The organism is Modestobacter caceresii, assembly GCF_000761485.1.
GTDB lineage: Bacteria > Actinomycetota > Actinomycetes > Mycobacteriales > Geodermatophilaceae > Modestobacter > Modestobacter caceresii.
On the sequence record NZ_JPMX01000036.1, the window covers coordinates 1 to 18911 of the forward strand.

General features: G+C 74.9%; 18 protein-coding genes and 1 pseudogene. 6 read left to right on the top strand and 13 right to left on the bottom strand.

Annotated features, from left to right (window positions below; all coding sequences use genetic code 11):
• The 3 genes and pseudogenes from IN07_RS09305 to IN07_RS09315 form a co-directional block, all read left to right on the top strand.
• Positions 1-677, top strand: a pseudogene (locus tag IN07_RS09305) (peptide chain release factor 3); the annotation flags it as partial.
• 33 nt (positions 678-710) lie between these two features.
• A complete protein-coding gene (locus IN07_RS09310; RefSeq protein ID WP_036335394.1) occupies positions 711-1598 on the top strand; it encodes a tryptophan 2,3-dioxygenase in 888 nt (295 codons plus the stop codon).
• Between the two features lie 134 nt (positions 1599-1732).
• The gene (locus IN07_RS09315) at positions 1733-2575 is read left to right on the top strand and encodes an aldo/keto reductase (protein ID WP_036335395.1); all 843 of its coding nucleotides are present in this window, start codon (positions 1733-1735) and stop codon (positions 2573-2575) included.
• A gap of 255 nt (positions 2576-2830) precedes the next feature.
• On the opposite strand, the gene IN07_RS09320 is transcribed toward IN07_RS09315, so the two are convergent.
• The 3 genes from IN07_RS09320 to IN07_RS09335 form a co-directional block, all read right to left on the bottom strand.
• On the bottom strand, positions 2831-3196 hold the full coding sequence (locus IN07_RS09320; RefSeq protein ID WP_197058413.1) for a GntR family transcriptional regulator: 366 nt from the start codon (positions 3194-3196) through the stop codon (positions 2831-2833).
• Positions 3197-3219: 23 nt separating this feature from the next.
• Positions 3220-4086: a hypothetical protein gene (locus IN07_RS09325; RefSeq protein ID WP_156119106.1), complete on the bottom strand. Its 867-nt coding sequence runs from the start codon at positions 4084-4086 to the stop codon at positions 3220-3222.
• A gap of 88 nt (positions 4087-4174) precedes the next feature.
• Entirely contained in the window at positions 4175-4984 is an 810-nt protein-coding gene (locus IN07_RS09335; RefSeq protein WP_036335399.1) for a DUF3097 domain-containing protein, read from the bottom strand.
• Between the two features lie 269 nt (positions 4985-5253).
• On the opposite strand from IN07_RS09335, the gene IN07_RS09340 reads away from it, so the two are divergent.
• Positions 5254-6072, top strand: coding sequence for a DUF2382 domain-containing protein (locus IN07_RS09340; RefSeq protein ID WP_036335400.1), 819 nt, complete (start codon positions 5254-5256; stop codon positions 6070-6072).
• A 94-nt stretch (positions 6073-6166) separates the two neighbouring features.
• Here the strand turns inward: IN07_RS09340 and ppk2 are convergent, their stop codons facing one another.
• From ppk2 to IN07_RS09380, 8 genes are all read right to left on the bottom strand, one after another.
• Positions 6167-7156: a polyphosphate kinase 2 gene (gene ppk2, locus IN07_RS09345; RefSeq protein WP_036335401.1), complete on the bottom strand. Its 990-nt coding sequence runs from the start codon at positions 7154-7156 to the stop codon at positions 6167-6169.
• Positions 7157-7235: 79 nt separating this feature from the next.
• The gene (locus IN07_RS09350; protein WP_197058414.1) at positions 7236-8441 is read right to left on the bottom strand and encodes a glycosyltransferase; all 1206 of its coding nucleotides are present in this window, start codon (positions 8439-8441) and stop codon (positions 7236-7238) included.
• Complete coding sequence (locus IN07_RS09355; RefSeq protein ID WP_036335402.1) at positions 8431-9357, bottom strand: lysophospholipid acyltransferase family protein; 927 nt, start codon at positions 9355-9357, stop codon at positions 8431-8433. Before IN07_RS09355 ends, IN07_RS09350 begins: the two co-directional genes overlap by 11 nt.
• On the bottom strand, positions 9354-10118 hold the full coding sequence (locus IN07_RS09360) for a GNAT family N-acetyltransferase (RefSeq protein ID WP_036335403.1): 765 nt from the start codon (positions 10116-10118) through the stop codon (positions 9354-9356). Before IN07_RS09360 ends, IN07_RS09355 begins: the two co-directional genes overlap by 4 nt.
• Positions 10119-10267: 149 nt before the next feature.
• A complete protein-coding gene (locus IN07_RS09365) occupies positions 10268-10915 on the bottom strand; it encodes an FMN-dependent NADH-azoreductase (RefSeq protein ID WP_036335410.1) in 648 nt (215 codons plus the stop codon).
• A gap of 108 nt (positions 10916-11023) precedes the next feature.
• Positions 11024-11410 (bottom strand): YchJ family protein, encoded by a 387-nt coding sequence (locus IN07_RS09370; RefSeq protein ID WP_036335404.1) that lies wholly within the window; start codon positions 11408-11410, stop codon positions 11024-11026.
• Positions 11411-11433: 23 nt separating this feature from the next.
• Entirely contained in the window at positions 11434-12882 is a 1449-nt protein-coding gene (gene argG, locus IN07_RS09375) for an argininosuccinate synthase (protein WP_036335405.1), read from the bottom strand.
• A 67-nt stretch (positions 12883-12949) separates the two neighbouring features.
• A complete protein-coding gene (locus IN07_RS09380; protein ID WP_197058415.1) occupies positions 12950-16192 on the bottom strand; it encodes a BTAD domain-containing putative transcriptional regulator in 3243 nt (1080 codons plus the stop codon).
• A gap of 97 nt (positions 16193-16289) precedes the next feature.
• Between IN07_RS09380 and IN07_RS09385 the strand changes: the two genes are divergently transcribed.
• Both IN07_RS09385 and IN07_RS09390 read left to right on the top strand, forming a co-directional pair.
• Entirely contained in the window at positions 16290-17165 is an 876-nt protein-coding gene (locus IN07_RS09385) for an alpha/beta fold hydrolase (protein WP_036335407.1), read from the top strand.
• Positions 17166-17201: 36 nt separating this feature from the next.
• Positions 17202-18152, top strand: coding sequence for a proline dehydrogenase family protein (locus IN07_RS09390; RefSeq protein ID WP_197058416.1), 951 nt, complete (start codon positions 17202-17204; stop codon positions 18150-18152).
• A gap of 22 nt (positions 18153-18174) precedes the next feature.
• Here the strand turns inward: IN07_RS09390 and IN07_RS09395 are convergent, their stop codons facing one another.
• Both IN07_RS09395 and IN07_RS09400 read right to left on the bottom strand, forming a co-directional pair.
• The gene (locus IN07_RS09395) at positions 18175-18546 is read right to left on the bottom strand and encodes a MerR family transcriptional regulator (RefSeq protein ID WP_081975299.1); all 372 of its coding nucleotides are present in this window, start codon (positions 18544-18546) and stop codon (positions 18175-18177) included.
• Positions 18547-18568: 22 nt separating this feature from the next.
• Positions 18569-18911 (bottom strand): STAS domain-containing protein (locus IN07_RS09400; RefSeq protein WP_036335408.1); only part of this gene is annotated, 343 nt, incomplete at its 5' end.

The window sequence follows — 18911 nt, forward strand, 5'->3', positions numbered from 1 at the left end:
TGGACGCCGCCCACCGCGACCGGCTGGCCTACATCCGGATCTGCTCCGGCGTCTTCGAACGCGGCATGGTCGTCACCCACGCGACCACCGGCCGGCCGTTCGCCACGAAGTACGCCCAGCACGTCTTCGGCCGGGAGCGGGAGAGCGTCGACACCGCCTACCCCGGCGACGTGGTCGGCCTGGTCAACGCCAACGCGCTGCACGTCGGCAACACCCTGTACGCCGGCACGAAGGTCACCTTCCCGCCGCTGACCACCTTCGCGCCCGAGCACTTCGCGGTGATGCGCGGCAAGGACACCGCCAAGTTCAAGCAGTTCCGCCGCGGGGTCGGCCAGCTGGGCTCCGAGGGCGTGGCCCAGGTGCTGCGCTCGGACCGCCGGGGCGACCAGGCACCCGTGCTCGCCGTCGTCGGCCCCATGCAGTTCGAGGTGGCCGCCCACCGGATGGCGCAGGAGTTCGGCGCACCGGTCGAGCTGGACCACCTGCCCTACCAGGTCGCGGTGCGCACCGACGCCGCCTCCGCCCCCGCGGTCGCCGCGGCGCGCGGGGTCGAGGTCTTCGAGCGCGAGGACGGCGAGCTGCTGGCGCTGTTCATGGACAAGTGGGACCTGCGCTCGCTCCAGCAGCGCAGCCCGGAGCTGACGCTGGAGCCGATGGTGGCCGCACAGCTGAGTTGATCGACGGCAGGGCCGAGGCGACACACTGTCGCGATGACCACGCGCCAGTCCCCCAGCCACCCGGCTCCGCTGGACGCCGGCACCCGGGCGGCCCGGGCCGCCGGCAACGCCGGCGAGCCCACCGTCGAGTTCGCCGAGGCGACCCCGTACGAGCAGTACGTGGGCGTCCGCCAGCTGCAGGCGCTGGTGCGGCCGGTGACCGAGCACCCGGCCGAGCCGGCGTTCCTGGTGGTCACCCAGGTGATGGAGCTGTGGTTCACGCTGCTGCGCCGGGAGTGGGAGCTCGCCCAGCGGCAGCTGCGGGCCGACGACCTGGACGCCGCGATCGGCTCGATCCGCCGGTCGGTGCACCACCTCCGGTCCCTGGACGCCAGCTGGGGCTCGCTGCTCTGGCTCACCCCGGCGGAGTTCAACGGCTTCCGTGACCAGCTGGGGGAGGCGTCGGGCTTCCAGTCCTACGAGTACCGGCACGTGGAGTTCCTGCTCGGGCTCAAGGCGGAGTCCGTCGTCCGACCGCACCGCGGGCTGCCGGTGGTGCACGCGGACCTGCAGCGGGCGCTGGCCGCGCCGTCCCTGGAGGACGACGTCCTGGCGTACCTGGCCCGCCGCGGCCTGCCGGTGCCGGCCACCGTGCTCGAGCGCGACCGCACGGTCACGCACGAGCCCGATCCCGCCGTCACGGCGCTGTGGGCCGAGGTCTACACCGACCCGCGGCCGGGCAACGAGCTGTTCACGCTCGGCGAGGCGCTCACCGACGTCGCCGAGGTGTTCACCACCTGGCGGCAGCGGCACGTCACCGCCGTCCGCCGGGCGATGGGCGCCAAGCCCGGCAGCGGCGGTTCGGCCGGCCTCGCCTGGCTGGAGCGCAGCGCCGCCCGGATGGTGTTCCCGGACCTGTGGGCCGCCCGCACCGTGGTCTGAGCCGCATTCCCGGTCCATCGGTGAGATCAGTCGCGGGTAGCGACCGTGAGCCCGGGTAGGGGTGTGACAGGCCGGTCGTGCCCCATGAGGTCGCGCGCCGCCACCCATACCGTCCGACGCTTGGAGGACCCCCCATGGCCACCGTGCCCACGATCACCCTGAACAACGGCGTGCAGATCCCGCAGCTGGGCTTCGGCGTCTTCCAGATCAAGCCCGAGGAGACCGTCGAGGCCACCCGCACGGCCCTCGAGGTCGGCTACCGGCACATCGACACCGCCGAGATGTACGGCAACGAGGCCGAGGTCGGCGAGGCCGTGCGTCAGTCCGGCGTGCCGCGCGAGGAGGTCTTCGTGACCTCCAAGCTCAACAACGGCTTCCACGCCCGCGACGACGCCCTGAAGGCCTTCGACGGCACCATGGACGCGCTGGGGTTCGACTACCTCGACCTGTTCCTCGTCCACTGGCCGCTGCCGGGCATCGACGTCGACTACGTCGAGACCTGGAAGGCCATGGAGGAGATCTACCGCTCCGGCCGGGTCAAGGCCATCGGCGTCTCCAACTTCAACGCCCACCACCTGCGCCGGATGTTCGGTGAGACCGAGATCCGCCCGGTGGTGAACCAGATCGAGGTGCACCCGTACTTCGCGCAGAACGACCTGCGGGCGTTCAACGCCGACCACGAGATCCGCACCGAGGCCTGGGCACCGATCGCGCAGGGCAAGGTCCTCGACGACGCGACCCTCATCCGCGTCGGTGAGCGGCACGGCAAGAGCCCGGCCCAGGCCGCGCTCCGCTGGGCGATCCAGCGCGGCGACATCATCTTCCCGAAGTCGGTCACCCGCGCCCGGGTCGAGCAGAACTTCGACCTGTTCGACTTCGAGCTCACCGACGACGACATGCGCGAGATCGACGGACTCGACCGCGCCGACGGCCGCAACGGCCCGAACCCCGACGAGTTCAACTACATCCCCAGCTGATCGAAGGACCCCGCTGCCCCCCACCGCTCGCAGGCTCGCGGCGGGCCCCTGCAGCGGGGCCGCTCCGGCACGTCACCACGCTCGGGGTGAGCCTCTGGACGGGGCCAGGCGCTCCAGCGGGTAGTCAGCGGCCGTCGTCCTCTCGGGGACGGCGGCCGCTGGCCTGTCCGGGGCACTGCACGCCGTTCGGTCGCGGTGCACGTGCCGCAGCCCGTGCGATGCGTGCAGAACGCGTGCAGATTGCCGCGACGACGCTCAGCGGGGTGCAGCGGTGAGCAGTGCGGCCCGGACGACGGCGAGCACGGTGTCCCGGTCCACGCCGTCCTCCTGCGCGGTCCGGGCCAGCTCGGCCGCCAGTGCGCGCACCCGCTGCTCCCCCGGCGCCGGCGCGGCGGCCCCGCCGGTGACCACGGTGCCGGTGCGGCGGCGGCTGGCCACCAGCCCGGCGGCCTCAAGCTCGGCGTACGCCCGGGCCACCGTGCCCGTGGCCACGCCCAGGTCGGCGGCGAGAGCACGCATGGTGGGCAACCGGGCGCCGTCGGGGAGCACCCCGCTCTGCACGTACGTCGCGATCTGGCTGCGGATCTGCTCGTAGGGCGGCGTCGGACTGACGACGTCCACCGTGATGTCCAGCCCCATGGACGTCAGACGGACGCCGGCTGGTCCGCCGGCACCCCGGGCGCGCGGACGAAGCCGACGACGAGGCCGGCGAGCGCGGTCAGCAGGCCCGGCAGGGCGCCGGCCCACCCGGGCAGGGGCAGTGCGCCCACGTTGGACGCCGCCATCCCGCCGACGAGCAGGAGGCCACCGGCCACCACCAGGGTCGCGGCGACGGCCGCCCGGAGCACCCGGTGCGCCGAGGCGCGGCGGAGTGCGCCCTCGATCCGGTCGTCCTCGGTGGCGACGGCGGGCCGGTTGGCGACCACCCACAGCGCGCCGGCGGTGACCACGGCGAGCACGAGCAGGCCGATCGCCGCCAGCCGGCCGTAGAAGAGACCGGGGAACGGGCTGGCCGTCGACCAGGCCGGGTTGCCGTAGGCCGTGGAGCCGTGGGTCACCCGCCGTCCGGTCTCGTCGGCCAGGAGGGCGCCGCCGGTGAGGACCGCTGCGGCGAGCCCGGCTGCGATGGCGGCCGTCCGCACCAGCCAGCGGGGCGCCGCGTCGAGCGCACCTCGCCGCACCAGTCGCGCCCGCCGTACCTCGCCCTGCGGCCGGGGCCAGGTCAGCTCCCCGGCGGCCAGGACCAGGGTGTGCACGATGCCGAAGACGATCGGGACCAGCAGGGCCGTGACCCCCAGGCCGCCGGGGGAGGTGTTCCCCACCTCGCGAGCCGCGGTGGCCAGGGCGGCGACGGCCCCCAGTGCCACGGCCGCGACGGAGGCCGAGCGGGCGTGCCGGCGGGCGGCCGCGACCGAGGCCTCCCGGCTGGGCGGTGACCGGCGGACGATGCCCACGCCGAGCGCGACGGCGCCGGCCAGCACCAGCACGGTGAGCAGCGGTACCAGCGCCACGACGGCCTCCATGAGTCATTGAATCAAGTGATTGACACAATGACGCACGGTGGCGCCGTGCACAAGCCTGCCGCCGGAGGCGTTCCGGCTACTCGGTGGTGACGAAGTCGATGAGCTCCTCGACCCGGCCGATCAGCGTGGGCTCCAGGTCGGTCCAGACGCTCACCCGGGCCAGGATGCGCTGCGCCCAGACGTAGCCTGTGTCGTCCTCCCAGCCCAGCCGCTTGCAGACGCCGGTCTTCCAGTCCTCGCCCTTGGGGACCGTCGGCCAGGCCTTGATGCCGACCACCGAGGGCTTGACGGCCTGCCAGATGTCGATGAAGGGGTGCCCGACGACCAGGGCGTGGGCGCCGGTGATCTGGGCGGCGATCCGCGACTCCTTGGAGCCGGTCACCAGGTGGTCGACGAGCACGCCCAGGCGCCGTCCCGACGACGGGCGGAACTCCTTGACGATCCCCGGCAGGTCGTCGACGCCGTGCAGCGGCTCGACGACGACCCCCTCGATCCGCAGGTCGTGGCCCCAGACCTTCTCCACCAGCTCGGCGTCGTGCTTGCCCTCCACGTAGATCCGTCCCTCGCGGGCGACCCGTGCACGCGCGCCGACCACGTAGGTCGAGCCGGAGGCGCTGCGCTGCGGCCCCGAGGGCGCGTTCTGCTTCGGCCGCACCAGCACGACCGGTCGCCCGTCCACCCAGAAGCCGGGGCCCAGGGGGTAGGCCCGCACGCGGCCGTGGCGGTCCTCGAGGTGGACGACGTCCTTCTCGCACCGCACGACGGCGCCGACGAACCCGCTGCTGGGGTCCTCGACGACGACGTCCTTGAGCGCCTCCACCTGGGGTGAGGGCTTCTTCTGGGTGCGCGGGTGGACCAGGTTGTCGTAGGGCGAACGCGGAGGCACCCGTCCATGCTCGGCGCGCTCCCCGCCCGATCCGGTCGCGACACGCCCGATGCGACAGGTTCCCCCAGCTCGACGGTGTGTCAGCACGGGTGGTGCGTCGCCTGCCGGGCCCCGCGTCGACCTGCGCGGACGGGGCTCGTGGTCGGTGTCGGCCCGGCGACACGCACTACCACGGCGCTGGATCGATCTCGCGATCGCCGTTTTGCACCGGACCGTGGCGGGCAGTGCAGGGAGCGAGACAGCATCACACGAACAGAGGAGCGGAACACATGATCGGCACCGAGACCCTCGACCGCGTGATCGGCGCAGACGTCATCGACGCCGACGGCAACAAGATCGGTACGGCCTCCGAGGTGTTCCTCGACGACCAGTCGGGCGCCCCCGAGTGGGTCACCGTGAAGACCGGCATGTTCGGCACCAAGGAGTCGTTCGTCCCGATCCGGGACGCTGACCTGACCGGCGACGGCCTGCGTGTCCCCGTGAGCAAGAGCGCGGTGAAGGACGCCCCGCGCATCGACTCCGACGGCCATCTCTCCCCGGCCGAGGAGACCGAGCTGTACCGCCACTACAACATGACGGAGACGGCTGCCTCCGCGCCGGCCGCCGGTGCCCCCGCCGTCGACACGACGACGACCACCGACACGACGACGACCACGGCCGACACCAACCAGCACGGCACCGTGGGCCACGACACCTCCGGTCCCACGACCGACGACGCCATGACCCTCTCCGAGGAGCGCGTCAACGTCGGCACCCAGCACGTCGAGACCGGCCGCGCACGGCTGCGCAAGTACGTCGTGACCGAGAACGTCACCGAGACCGTCCCCGTGTCGCACGAGGAGGTCCGGGTCGAGCGTGAGCCCATCACCGACGCCAACCGCGGCAACGCCCTGGACGGCCCGGCGATCTCCGAGGAGGAGCACGAGGTGACGCTGCACGCCGAGCGTCCCGTCGTGGAGAAGGAGGCCGTCCCGGTCGAGCGCGTGCGCCTGGACACCGAGACGGTCACCGAGCAGCAGCAGGTGAGCGAGACCGTCCGCAAGGAGCAGGTCGACACCGACGAGGTCACCGACACCAACCGTCGCTGATCTCCCCAGCACACCGAGCGCCCGTCCCGGTCCACCCGGGGCGGGCGCTGTGCTGTCCGGCCACGGATGACCCCGGGGCGGCCGGGGTCCTCCGTCAGTCGGCCGTCGGCGGCAGGGGGTCGCCGGGGCGGGGCATGACCGGCGCGCCGACCTCCTCCTCGAGCACCTCGGCCGCCGAGCCCACGATCAGCGGGTCGGGCGTGCCGACGGCGGCCGGGTCCTTGCCGGTGTAGTCGAAGCGGGCCAGCACGTGCCGCATCGCCTCCAGCCGGGCGCGCTTCTTGTCGTTGCTCTTGATCACCGTCCACGGGGCGTGGCCGGTGTCGGTGTGCAGGAACATCGCCTCCTTGGCCTCGGTGTAGGCCTCCCACTTGTCCAGCGAGGCGAGGTCGGTGGGGGAGAGCTTCCACTGCCGGACCGGGTCGATCTGGCGCACGATGAACCGGCTGCGCTGCTCCCCGCGGGTGACCGAGAACCAGAACTTGACCAGGTGGATGCCGCTCTCGACGAGCATCCGCTCGAACTCCGGCGCCTGGCGCATGAAGAGCAGGTAGTCCTCGGCCGTCGTGTAGCCCATCACCCGCTCGACGCCGGCGCGGTTGTACCAGGATCGGTCGAACATGACCATCTCGCCGGCGGCCGGCAGGTGCTGCACGTAGCGCTGGAAGTACCACTGGGTCTTCTCCCGCTCCGACGGCTTGTCCAGCGCGATCACCGTCGACCCGCGCGGGTTGAGGTGCTCGGTGAACCGCTTGATCGTGCCGCCCTTGCCGGCGGCGTCGCGGCCCTCGAACACCAGCACCAGCTTCTGGCCGGTGCCCTTCACCCAGCCCTGCAGCTTCAGCAGCTCGATCTGCAGCCGGCGCTTCTCGATCTCGTACTCGCGCCGCTCCATCCGCTCGCTGTACGGGTAGCCCTCGCGCCAGGTGTCGACCCGGTTGCCGTCGGGGTCGAAGAGCTCTCGGTCGTCGTCCCAGTCCTCGTCGGAGTGCGTGTCCGGCAGGGCGTTGAGCCGCCACCGGGACAGGTCGAGGACGGGCGACGGCGTGCCCTCCGGGGCGCGGTCGCGCATCTGCTGGGTCACGTCGTCGTCTCCGGTCTCCGGGTGCCAGGTGCTCGCCCCGATCCTGCCCGGACGCGGCTCGTCCTGCCCAACCCGGTGGTCAGGGGGCGCTGACTCGTGCGCGCACGTGCTGGAGGTGGCCGATCAGCTCGTCCCCGATCCGGCCCCAGGTGCGCTCCTCCACCGAGGGCCGGGCCCGGTCGGCGGCGGCGCGGAGTGCGGCCGGGTCGTCGCGCAGTCCGGCGACCATGGCGGCCAGCAGATGGGGGTCGTCCCCGGCCCAGAGCCAGCCGTTCTGCCTGTGCCGGACCAGGTCCAGTGGGCCGCCCGAGGCGGCCACGACCGCCGGGACACCCGCGGCCAGTGCCTCCTGCACCGCCTGGCAGAAGGTCTCGTCGGCCCCGGGGTGGACGAAGAGGTCCAGCGAGGCGACGACGGCGCCGAGTTCTGCCCCGCCGAGCTGGCCGAGGAAGTGGGCGCGCGGCATCCGGCGGGCCAGCTGTCGGCGCTGGGGCCCGTCGCCGACGACGACCAGCCGGACCCCGGGCAGCTCGCTGAGCGGGGCCAGCAGCTCCAGCCGCTTCTCCACCGCCAGCCGGGCGACCACGCCCACCAGCAGCTCCCCGGCCGGCGCCAGCTCGCGGTGGAGGCCGGGGTCGCTGTGCCACGGGGCGAACTGGTCGAGGTCGACGCCCCGCCGCCACAGCGTGACCGGGCCGATCCCGTGCCGGGCCAGCATCGCCAGGCTCGCCGTGGAGGGAGCCAAGGTCAGGTCGGCGGTCTCGTGCACGGAGCGCAGGTACCGCCAGGCCGCCGCCGGGCCGCCGGGCAGGCGATAGCGCTCGGCGTAGGCGGCCAGGTCCGTCTGGAACACCGCGACCGACGGCACCCCGAGCGTGCGTGCCGCCCGGGCCGCCGCCAGGCCGAGGACGACGGGGGAGGCCAGGTGGACGACGTCGGGTGCCAGCCGGCCGAGCACCTCGGTCAGGTCGCCGACCGGGCGCGCCACGGAGAGCTGCCGGTAGCCGGGCAGGCGCATCGACGGCACGGTGGCGACGACCACCCAGGCGCCGCAGCGGGACTCGTAGCTGGCGCCGGACGGGGCCACCACCACCGGGTCGTGGCCGCGGACGGCGAGGTGGTCGACCAGCCGCAGCACCGAGTTGACCACCCCGTTGACGGCGGGGAGGAAGGTCTCGGAGACGACCGCGACCCGCATGCCCACGCCGCCGGACGGCGTCGGGGCCACGACCGGCGCCGACACGGTGACGCCCGCACCCAGCAGGGCGGTGTCCTCACGCAACACGCGCTGTTCCGGGGTCGGTCGGGATGACGGTGGGCCGGCGGACCGGCATCCGGCGGGCGGGCACCCGGGGCCGGCGCGGGTGGGCCGCGACGACGGGCCGCCGGGCCTCGGTGACCGCCGCGACTGCGTACTCGGCGAGCGCGGCCAGCTCCCGGCGGTCGGCGCCGGCCGGGTCGAGCGCCGGCAGCAGGTGCACCTCCACCACCAGGCCGCGGACGGCGACCACCCGGGCGATGCTGCGCCACAGCGGCTCGTCGGCCAGGTAGCCGGCGACCGCGGTGGGGGCGCCGCCGTCGACCCGGTACCGGACGACGACCGGGCAGACCGGTGCCGCGGCGTCCACGGCGGCCTGGAAGAACGCCGGGCGGAAGCGGCCGAGTTCCACCCCGCACGCCGTCGTCCCCTCCGGGTGGACGGTCACCGCCGTGCCGGACCGCAGCAGGCCCGCGGCCTGGGCGACCGCGGCCGGGAGGGTCCGGATGCGTGCCCGGTCGAGGAGGACGACGCCGGTACGGCGGGCCAGGCCACCGAGGACCGGCCAGTCGCCCACCTCGCGCTTGGCGACGGGCACCCCCGGCACCACGGTGAGCATCGCGAGGTCGTCGACCCAGGAGACGTGGTTGCTGACCACCAGGTGGCCCGGGCCGCGCCCGGCACCTGCCCGCGGCCAGGCCGCGGACGGCGCGGTGACCTCGACCCGCACCCCGGCGGCGGTGAGCACCCTGGCCGCGGCGCACACGACCAGCCGCCGGCGGCCCCGTGCGCCGGTCCACGGCGCCCGCAGCGCAGCCACGCCGGTGCCGGCGAGCGCGACACCCAGGCGGAGCCAGCGGCGCCGTCGCGTCGCGGCGTCCACGGTCGGGACGGGGTCGGCCGTGCAGGCGGTGGTGCAGGCGGAGACCGGCAGCCAGCTCATCGGTCGCCGCCGAGCAGCCGGGCGAGCACCCGGTCGGGGATGTCGGCGACGGTCAGGAGCACGTACAGGTCGGCGGTGCCGAACGCCGGGTCGTAGGCGGGCCGGCCGCACACCCGGGCGCCCAGCTTCAGGTACGCCCGGATCAGTGGGGGCACCACCAGGCGCTCCGGCTGCGGTCGCGCCATGACGTCGAAGGGCAGGTGCGGCACCACCCGGAGGGCTGCGGGGGCGAGGTGTACGGTGCGCACCGTCTCCCAGACCCCGGCGACGGTGGCCCCGCCGTCGGTCAGTGGGACGGAGGCGCAGCCGGCCAGGTGGGTGGCGTCGCGCTCGAGCACGTAGCGGAGGACGCCGGCCCAGAGCGCGGTGACCACGGTGCCGGTGCGGTGGTCGGGGTGCACGCAGCTGCGGCCCGCCTCGACCAGCCCGGGGCGCAGGGCGGCGTGGCGGGAGAGGTCGAACTCACCGTCGCCGTAACTGCGGCCGACGGCCGCGGCCCGCTCGGGCGGGAGCAGCCGGTAGGTGCCGACGACCTCGCCGGTCGCCTCCTCGCGCACCAGCAGGTGGTCGCAGAGCTCGTCCCACTCGTCGACGTCCCGTTCGAGGGCGGCGGCCGCGGGGTCCAGCAGGGCGCCGCCCTCCTGGGCGAACACGGTCCAGCGGAGCCGCTGGGCGGCGGCGACGTCGTCGGCGTGGGTGGCCAGGGCGGTGGTGTAGCTGCGGCGGGGGGCCGGCAGGGCTGTGGTCACAGCTGCGGTCACGACGACACCTCGGGTGTCGGGAGGCCCCTGGACGAGGCCCGGACGCCGTCAGCGTCAGCGGCCGAGGTGTCCGGCGGGTGGCCGCGGACTGGCGTGCCCCCGGCGGACGGGCGAATCCCGCCCCGGGTGTCCGCCGATCGGGTGACCGGTCAGGGGACGATGCGCTCGGCGAGCTCCTCGGCGAAGTTGCGGGCGGCGTCGGCCTCGGCGGCGGCGCGCTCGCGCAGGTCGGCCATCGCCGGGACCCGGTCGGCCAGCGTCAGCTGCAGCGTGATGACCGAGACCGTCATGCCGAAGGAGCGCCCGAGCACCAGCTCCAGCGGCGGCACGGTGTGGTCCCAGCTGGCCTGCTCGCCGCCGGCGTCGTAGCTCGCCCCCCGACTGGAGACGATGACGGCGTGCCGCCCGGCCAGCGGCCGGGCCTCGTAGTCGCCGAAGGGCACCGTCGCGCCCAGCACGTGCACGTGGTCGAGCCAGGCCTTCAGCGTGGAGGGCAGCGACCAGTTGTACATCGGGGCGCCGACCAGCAGGACGTCGGCGGCCAGCAGCTCGTCGAGGTAGACGTGCTGCTGCGCATCGGCGGCCGGGTCGACGACCTCGTCGGGCGTGCGCAGGCGGGGGGTCCAGTGCAGGGCGGCGTCGGGCAGGTGCGGCGGCGGGTCGGCCTGCAGGTCCCGGGAGGCCACGGTGAACTCCGCGCCACGGTCCCGCCAACCCCGGACGAAGGCGGCGGTGACCTCGCGGGAGGCGGAGGTGCGCGGATCGGCAGACGAGTCGAGGTGCAGCAGGTGCGGCATCGGGGGCTCCCGGGGCTGGGGGTGGGCGGGGTCGCCGGGACCCACCCAAGCAGTGCCGGGCCCCGGGACGTCGGTCGGGGCGGATGTTCCACGTGGAGCATCCGGCGCTCAGTCCAGCGAGACCCCGTCCACGTAGCGCCACTGGCCGTCCTCGCGGGCGAACCGGCTCTGCTCGTGCTGGGCTCCGCGCACCCCGCCGGCGCGGTGGTGGGCCCGGAACTCCACCGTGCCCCCCGGTGCCAGCAGGGTCCCCCCGGTGGTGGCCAGCACCTCCAGCCCCGTCCAGCGGACCGCCGGGTCGAGGTCGAGGGTGCGGGGCCGGGTGCTGGAGTGCCAGGTGCTCAGCAGGTACCCGGCGTCCCCGACCGCGAAGGCGCTGTACCGCGAGCGCATCAGCTGCTCGGCCGTCCCCGCGGTCGCCGTCCCCGCGTGCAGCCGGCCGCAGCACTCGGCGTAGGGCAGGCCGGTGCCGCACGGGCAGCGGGGGGAGGGCACCTCCCGAGTCTCCCAGGGCCGGGTCAGTCGGTGCCGGCCTCCATCGCCGCGCGGTCCAGCAGCTCGTCGTGCTCGGAGACCTGGCCGCGCGAGGCGATCGCCTCGGCGCCGCCCTGCTGGGTGGCGTCGATCAGGCCGGTCGAGGCGGCCTGGGCTGCACCGATGGACGTCGGGGTGGCGCCACCGACCATGCCCATCCGGGCGTACTGCTCCAGCTTGGCCCGCGAGTCGGCGATGTCCAGGTTGCGCATGGTCAGCTGGCCGATCCGGTCGACCGGCCCGAAGGCGGAGTCCTGGGTGCGCTCCATGGACAGCTTGTCCGGGTGGTAGCTGAAGGCCGGGCCCGAGGTGTCCAGCACCGAGTAGTCCTCGCCGCGCCGCAGCCGCAGGGTGACCTCACCGCTGACCGCCATGCCGACCCAGCGCTGCAGCGACTCGCGCAGCATCATCGCCTGCGGGTCCAGCCAGCGGCCCTCGTACATCAGCCGGCCCAGCCGACGGCCCTCGCTGTGGTACGTGGCCAGGGTGTCCTCGTTGTGGATGGCGTTGACCAGCCGCTCGTAGGCCGCGTGCAGCAGGGCCATCCCCGGTGCCTCGTAGATGCCCCGGCTCTTCGCCTCGATGATCCGGTTCTCGATCTGGTCGGACATGCCCAGGCCGTGCCGCCCGCCGATCGCGTTGGCCTCCAGCACCAGGTCGACCGGGGTGGCGAACTCCTTGCCGTTGAGCGTCACCGGCCGGCCGTACTCGAAGCCGACCGTGACGTCCTCGGCGGCGATCTCCACCGTCGGGTCCCAGAACTTCACGCCCATGATCGGCTCGACCGTCTCGATGCCGGTGTCGAGGTGCTCGAGGGTCTTGGCCTCGTGCGTCGCGCCCCAGATGTTGGCGTCGGTGGAGTAGGCCTTCTCCGCACTGTCCCGGTAGGGCAGGCCGTGGGCGACCAGCCACTCCGACATCTCCTTGCGGCCGCCGAGCTCGGTGACGAAGTCGGCGTCCAGCCACGGCTTGTAGATCCGCAGCGCGGGGTTGGCCAGGAGGCCGTAGCGGTAGAACCGCTCGATGTCGTTGCCCTTGTAGGTCGACCCGTCGCCCCAGATCTGGACGCCGTCGGCCAGCATCGCCCGCACCAGCAGGGTGCCGGTGACGGCGCGGCCGAGCGGGGTGGTGTTGAAGTAGCTGCGGCCGCCGGAGCGGATGTGGAACGCGCCGCAGGTCAGCGCCGCGAGCCCTTCCTCGACCAGGGCGGCCCGGCAGTCGACCAGCCGGGCGAGCTCGGCGCCGTAGGCGCTGGCGCGGCCGGGCACCGAGCCGATGTCGGGCTCGTCGGCCTGGCCGATGTCCGCGGTGTAGGTGCAGGGCACGGCGCCCTTCTCGCGCATCCAGGCCACCGCGACCGACGTGTCGAGACCGCCGGAGAAGGCGATGCCGACGCGTTCGCCGACGGGCAGGGACGTGAGCACCTTGGACATGGACACAAGTATGCATTGCTCTGTATGACCATGCAAAGCCGGGGTCGTGCGGCTGGTCCCACGTGGATCATCCGGCGGCGCGTGCCGCCCGGGCCGCGCTCGCCCAGTGTGCCGCGCCGGCCCGCTCGGCGACGGCCAGTGCCTGCCGGTGGTGTGCCGCGGCGTCCGCTGCGCGACCGAGTCCGGCGGCCAGCCCCGCCAGGTGCAGCGCCGCGGGCCCGACCGTCAGGGGGCCGCTGCCGGCGCCGGCCAGCTCGTCGGCGGCCGGGAGCAGCTGGTCGTACAGCTGTGCCATCCGCGCCCGGTCGCCCAGCTCGACCGCCGCCCGGGCGGCCAGGCAGCAGCGCACCTCCAGCAGCAGGTCCCGCGGCGACTCCGGGACGCCGTCCAGCGCGGCCGCTGCACCGGCCCGGTCGCCCCGGCGGAGCAGGGCCAACGGCCGTGCCCACGGCTCGTGCGGCCCCCAGTCGAGCCCGCCCACGGCGGTCGGGTCGAGCCCCGGGTCCAGGCTGAGCAGGGCCAGCGGGAGCAGCCCGTGCTCCAGGCCGGTCATGCCGGTGCCGGCCAGCCCGACGGCCGCCGTCCGGTAGGCCGCCCGGGCCTCGTCTGTTCGCCCGGACACCGCCAGCCGCAGGGCGGCGTACCAGTCGGTGAAGACCCCGACGACGGGCAGGCCGTGCCGATCGGCCAGCGCGTCGGCTGCTCCGGCGTGCCGATCGGCCGCGGTCAGGTCACCGAGCGCGCACCGGGACTGCAGCAGGACCAGGTGGCCCAGCACCGCGAACGTGGTCAGGGAGTCGTCGCCGCGGGTGAGCGCCACCAGCTCCTCGCCGATCCGGGCGCGCTCGGGGGCGAGTCCGGCCCGCTGGGTGCTCTGCAGGAACCGGGCGTCCAGGGCGAGGGCCAGCAGGCCCGGGTCCCCCAGGCCGCGGGCGATCCGCTCTGCCTCGCGCGCGGCCTGGTCCCCGCGGGGGCCGGCGTCGGCCCGCCGTTCCAGCGCGATCGTGACCAGCAGCCGGGCCCGTTCGGCCCGCCGGTCGGCCGGCAGCGCGGTCAGGGTCCGTTCGGCCACCTCGACCAGCTGGGCCGACAGCGCCTCGTCGTCGTTGGTGGTCCAGATCGCCGGGACGTCGGAGGAACCGACCACCGCGGCGGTCAGCGCCGGGTCGCCCAGCTGATCGGCCGCCTGGACGGCGACCGCTCGCTCCTGCCGGGCCCGGCGCAGGTCGCCGGTGACCGCGAGCGCCCGCACCAGCCCGGTACGCGCCTCCAGCCGTTCCCGCGGGTCGGTGTCCGGCAGGCGGTCCAGCGCACCGAGCACGCCCCGCCACAGCGTGGCGGCCTCGTGCAGCGCCGCCCGCCGCTCCGCCCGGCGGGCGGCTTCCCGCGCGTGGTGCGCCGTGCGTCCCGGCGGGGCCTGGTCCTCGGCGCGCAGCAGGTGGTGGGCGATCGTCGGTGCGTCGTCCGGCCGGAGTTGCTCGACGAGCGTGGCGACCGTGGCGTGCCAGCGGGTGCGCCGGACCCGCGGGACGTCGGCGTAGAGCGCCTCCTGCACCAGCGCGTGCTCGAACCGCAGCCCGTGCCGGCCGTCCTCCACCAGCAGCCCGGCGAGCAGGGCCGACTCCACGGTGGCCAGCACGGCCTCCTCGTCCCCGACCTGGCCGGCCAGCACCTCCAGGTCGACGTCCTGCCCCTGTACGGCGGCCTGGCGCAGCTGGGTGCGGGCCACCTCGGGCAGCTGGCCGACCCGCTGCCGGACGACGTCCCGGACGCCGGCCGGGACGGTGCGCAGCGCGGCGGGCCCGCCGGAGTCGTACAGCCGCACCAGCTCTCGGGCCAGGAACGGGTTGCCCGCGCTGCGGGCGTGCACCAGTCGGACGTCGGCGTCGGACAGGCCCCGGTCGGTCAGGCCGGCCACCAGCTCCGCGGTCTGCCGCTCGGTCAGTCCGCCCAGGTACAGCCGGAGAGGCTCGGCGCGGGCCAGCCGGCCCAGCGTCTCGGTGAGACCGGGGGAGACGTCGGTCGCGCGGTACGTGCCCACGACCAGCACCCGCCCGCCGGTCAGGTCGGGCAGGAGCGTGCCCAGCAGCGCCAGGGTGTCCTCGTCGGCCCAGTGCAGGTCGTCGAGCACCACCAGCACCGGCGCCCGCTGCGACGCGGCGACCAGGGCGTCGGCCAGGGCACGGTGCCGCCGGAACCGGGCGGTGGCCGGGTCGGCCGGCGCCGCGGGGTCGTTCGCGACGCCCAGCTGGGCGCCGAGCTGCGTCCACGGCCAGGCCGGCGGCGCGCCGGGCACCTCCGGGCCGGCACCCCAGGCGACCGTCCAGGCTCCGGTGCGGAGCCGGTCGGCCAGCGCGGTGACCAGCGCGGTCTTGCCGGCTCCGGCGGCGCCGGACACCAGCGCCAGCTGCGGCCGGCCACCCGCGGCGGTGGCTGCTGCGGCGGTCAGCGCGGTCAGCTCGTCGTCCCGGCCGACCAATCCGGGCGCCCAGCGCGGCGCCGGCTCCACCGGGGACGGCGGACGGGGTGAGGACCGGGAGAGGTGCGCCGCCTGGGCCAGGACGTCGGCCTCCAGCTGTCGCAGCCCCGGGCCGGGGTCGACGCCGAGCTCGCGGAGCAGGACGGTGCGGGCGTGGCGCAGCGTCGCCAGCGCGTCGCCCTGCCGCCCCGCCCGGTAGCGGGCCAGCGCCAGCAGTGCCCAGGTGTCCTCACGCAGCGGGTGCTCGGCGAGCAGCGCCTCCAGCTCGGGCACCACGGCGGCCGGGTCCCCGCCGGCGAGCCCGGCCTCGGCGCGGCGGTGCAGGACGAGCAGTCGCGTCTCCTCCAGCCGGCCGGCCTCCGCCCGGGCCCAGGGCTGGTCGGCGACGTCGGCGTACGCGGGGCCGCGCCACAGCGCCAGTGCCTCGTCCAGCTCGGCCCGGGCGTCGTCCGGCCGGCCGTCGTCCAGCAGGTCCGTCGCCCGTGCGACGGCGGCCTCGAACCGATCGGCGTCCACCGCGCCGGGGTCGGTCCGCAGCGCGTAGCCCCCGGCCACGGTCACCAGCAGCCGGGGCGGGGTGCGGGGGAGGCGGTCGGGTTCCAGCGCCTTGCGGAGAGCGCCGACGAAGGTCTGCACCGCCCCGGCCGCACCGTCCGGGGCGTCGTCCCACAGGTCGTCGACCAGCCGGTGCAGCGGCACCGCGCGGCCGCGGGCCACCAGCAGCCGGGCCAGGACGGCGCGGTGCCGTGGGCCCTTGAGGTCGAGCGGGCCGGCGTCGTCCTCGGCGGTGACCGGGCCCAGCACGCGCAACCGCACGGACCGCCCAGGCACGGCGCCACGCTATCCGCCGCTGAGTGCGTGCTGATCCGGTGCTGATCGGGCGCCTGCACGGTGGTCGCACACCCGACCACCACCAGAGGAGATCCCCATGGCACCGACGATCCCCGGCTTCCGCTCCCACCAGGTCCCCGTCGCCGACGGGGTGGCGCTGCACGTCGCCGTCGGCGGCTCCGGCTCACCCGTCGTGCTGCTGCACGGCTTCCCGCAGACCCACCTGATGTGGCGGCACGTCGCCGCCGACCTGGCCGCCGACCACACGGTCATCTGCCCGGACCTGCGCGGCTACGGCGCCAGCGACAAGCCGGCCGACGACGGGCAGGCCTACGCCAAGCGCACCATGGCCGCCGACGTCGTCGCGGCCGCCCGGGCGCTCGGCCACGACCGGTTCGCCCTCGTCGGCCACGACCGGGGCGCCCTGGTCGCGATCCGGGCCGGGCTGGACCACCCGGACGTCGTCACGCACCTGGCCTCGCTGGACGTGCTGCCCAACCTGGACACCTGGGAGGTGCTCAGCGGGCTGTCGGCCGCGCTCGCCTGGCACCTCTACCTGATGGCGCAGCCGGCCGGCCTGCCGGAGGCGATGATCAGCGGGGCCGCCGACGCGTTCTTCGGCTCGTTCCTGGACGCCTGGGCGCACGACCCGCAGGCCGTCCCGGCCGACGTCCGGGCCGAGTACCTGCGGGCCTCCCGGGAGGCGGTGCCCTCGATCGTCGCCGACTACCGGGCCTCGGCGACCGTGGACGTGGAGCACGACCGGGCCGACCGGGCCGCCGGCAACCGGCTGAGGATGCCGGTCACCGTGCTGCAGCAGGACTGGGGCGCCGAGCTCAGCGCGGGCGCGGCCGCGACCTGGGCCCGCTGGGCGCCCGACCTGGACCACCGGACGGTGACCAGCGGCCACTTCATGGCCGAGGAGGCCCCGGCGGAGGTGGTCGGGGCGGTGCGCGACCTGCTGACCCGGTGAGCCCGGCCGGCCCTGTGGGCTGGCTAGGTTGTCCGCGTGATCGCACCCGACGTCGACCTGGAGAGCGCTGCCGACACCCTCCGCGCCTGGGCGCTGGACGAAGACCTGAAGCAGCGGGTGATGGCCAGTCCGACGCTCTGCGCACTGGCGGCGACGGTCGCGCGGCGTTACACGGCGGGGGAGACGGTGGCCGACGCGATCGCCGCCGCTCGGGCGGTGGTCGGGCGCGGGCACCGGGTGAGCATCGAGTACGCCGGGGAGAGCGTCCGGGACGCCGACCTCGCCCGCACCGAGACCCGGGTGTTCCTCGAGCTCATCGCCGCGGTGCGCGCGGCCGGGCTGGCCAGCACGGTCTCCTTCGACCTCTCCCACGTCGGCTCGGTCGTCGACCCGGGGCTGGCCGCAGCGCACGTGCGGGAGATGGCTGCGGCGCTGGAGCCGGTGGGCACCGAGCTGATGATCTCGGCCGAGGGCTCCGACCGCACCGACCTCGTGCTCGACCTCTACGACGAGCTGGCCGGCGACGGTGTCCGGGTGGGGGTCACCCTGCAGGCGCGGCTGCATCGCACCCCGGCCGACCTGGACCGGGTGCTGCGGCACCCCGGCACCGTCCGCCTCGTCAAGGGGGCGTTCCTCGAGCCGGACGGCGTGGCGCACCGCCGTGGCAGCGCCGAGCTGACCGCCGCCTACCTCACCCTCGCCCGACGCCTGGTGGCAGCCGGGCACTCCGCCAGCATCGCCACCCACGACGAGGCGCTCGTCCGGGCGCTGATCGCCGAGCACGGGACGGCGCTGACCAGCGGGCCGGTCGAGTTCGAGATGCTACTGGGCCTGGGGCCCGAGCTGCTGGACGCGCTGCGGCAGGAGGGCTTCCGGACGCGGGAGTACGTCGTCTTCGGGGGCGAGTGGTGGCTCTACGTGCTGAACCGGATGGCCGAGCACCCGCACCGGGTGCTGACCGCGCTCGCCGACCTCTCCCCGCGCTGAACGGGACGGTCGGGCCGCCGCGCTAGCGGTGGGTCTCCAGGTGGACGGCCAGCGTGCCGGCGAACCCCTCCGCGACGGCCAGCTGGTCGCGCAGCGTGGCGACCCGGGCCGTGGCGGCCTCATGGAACTCGCGCAGCCGGGTCAGCAGCTGCTCGCGGTCGCCCGTGCCGTGCTCGAGGTCGTGCAGCAGGGTGAGCAGCTCCTGCATCTCCTCCAGCGAGAAGCCCAGCGGCTTCATCCGCTTGATCACCTCGAAGCGGGCGACGTCGGCCTCGCTGTAGAGCCGGAAGCCCCCCTCGGTGCGGCTGGTGGGGACGACGAGCCCGTTCTCCTCGTAGAAGCGGATGGTCCGCAGGCTCAGCCCGATCCGCTCGGCCACTTGGCCGATCTGCATGAGCTCGCCGTGCCCGGCCACCTCAGTGCCCCCCGGCGAGCTGGCCGGTGTGCCGCTCGTAGCGGTCGGCCGAGTGCTCGCTCAGGCCCACGATCTGCACGGTCTTGCCGCGCGTCTCGTACTTGTGGGTGATCGCGTCCAGGGTGGCGACGGTGGAGGCATCCCAGACCTGGGCGCCGGACAGGTCGATGACGACGTCGGCGGGGTCGTCGGCGTAGTCGAACTGCTGGTAGAGGTCGTTGCTGGAGGCGAAGAACAGCGCGCCGTGGACGGCGTAGAAGCGCGTCGTCCCGTCCGGGCTGGTGGTGCTGGTGACCTCGACGAGGTGGGCCACCCGGCGGGCGAAGAGCACGCAGGCGACCAGC

What these genes read in the sequence shown, in the direction of transcription:
- IN07_RS09340 (WP_036335400.1), top strand. Translation starts at nt 5,254, where the DNA reads ATGATCGGCACCGAGACCCTCGACCGCGTGATCGGCGCAGACGTCATC.
- IN07_RS09315 (WP_036335395.1), top strand. Translation starts at nt 1,733, where the DNA reads ATGGCCACCGTGCCCACGATCACCCTGAACAACGGCGTGCAGATCCCG.
- IN07_RS09310 (WP_036335394.1), top strand. Translation starts at nt 711, where the DNA reads ATGACCACGCGCCAGTCCCCCAGCCACCCGGCTCCGCTGGACGCCGGC.
- IN07_RS09395 (WP_081975299.1), bottom strand. Translation starts at nt 18,546, where the DNA reads ATGCAGATCGGCCAAGTGGCCGAGCGGATCGGGCTGAGCCTGCGGACC.
- argG (WP_036335405.1), bottom strand. Translation starts at nt 12,882, where the DNA reads ATGTCCAAGGTGCTCACGTCCCTGCCCGTCGGCGAACGCGTCGGCATC.
- IN07_RS09385 (WP_036335407.1), top strand. Translation starts at nt 16,290, where the DNA reads ATGGCACCGACGATCCCCGGCTTCCGCTCCCACCAGGTCCCCGTCGCC.
- IN07_RS09365 (WP_036335410.1), bottom strand. Translation starts at nt 10,915, where the DNA reads ATGCCGCACCTGCTGCACCTCGACTCGTCTGCCGATCCGCGCACCTCC.
- IN07_RS09355 (WP_036335402.1), bottom strand. Translation starts at nt 9,357, where the DNA reads ATGAGCTGGCTGCCGGTCTCCGCCTGCACCACCGCCTGCACGGCCGAC.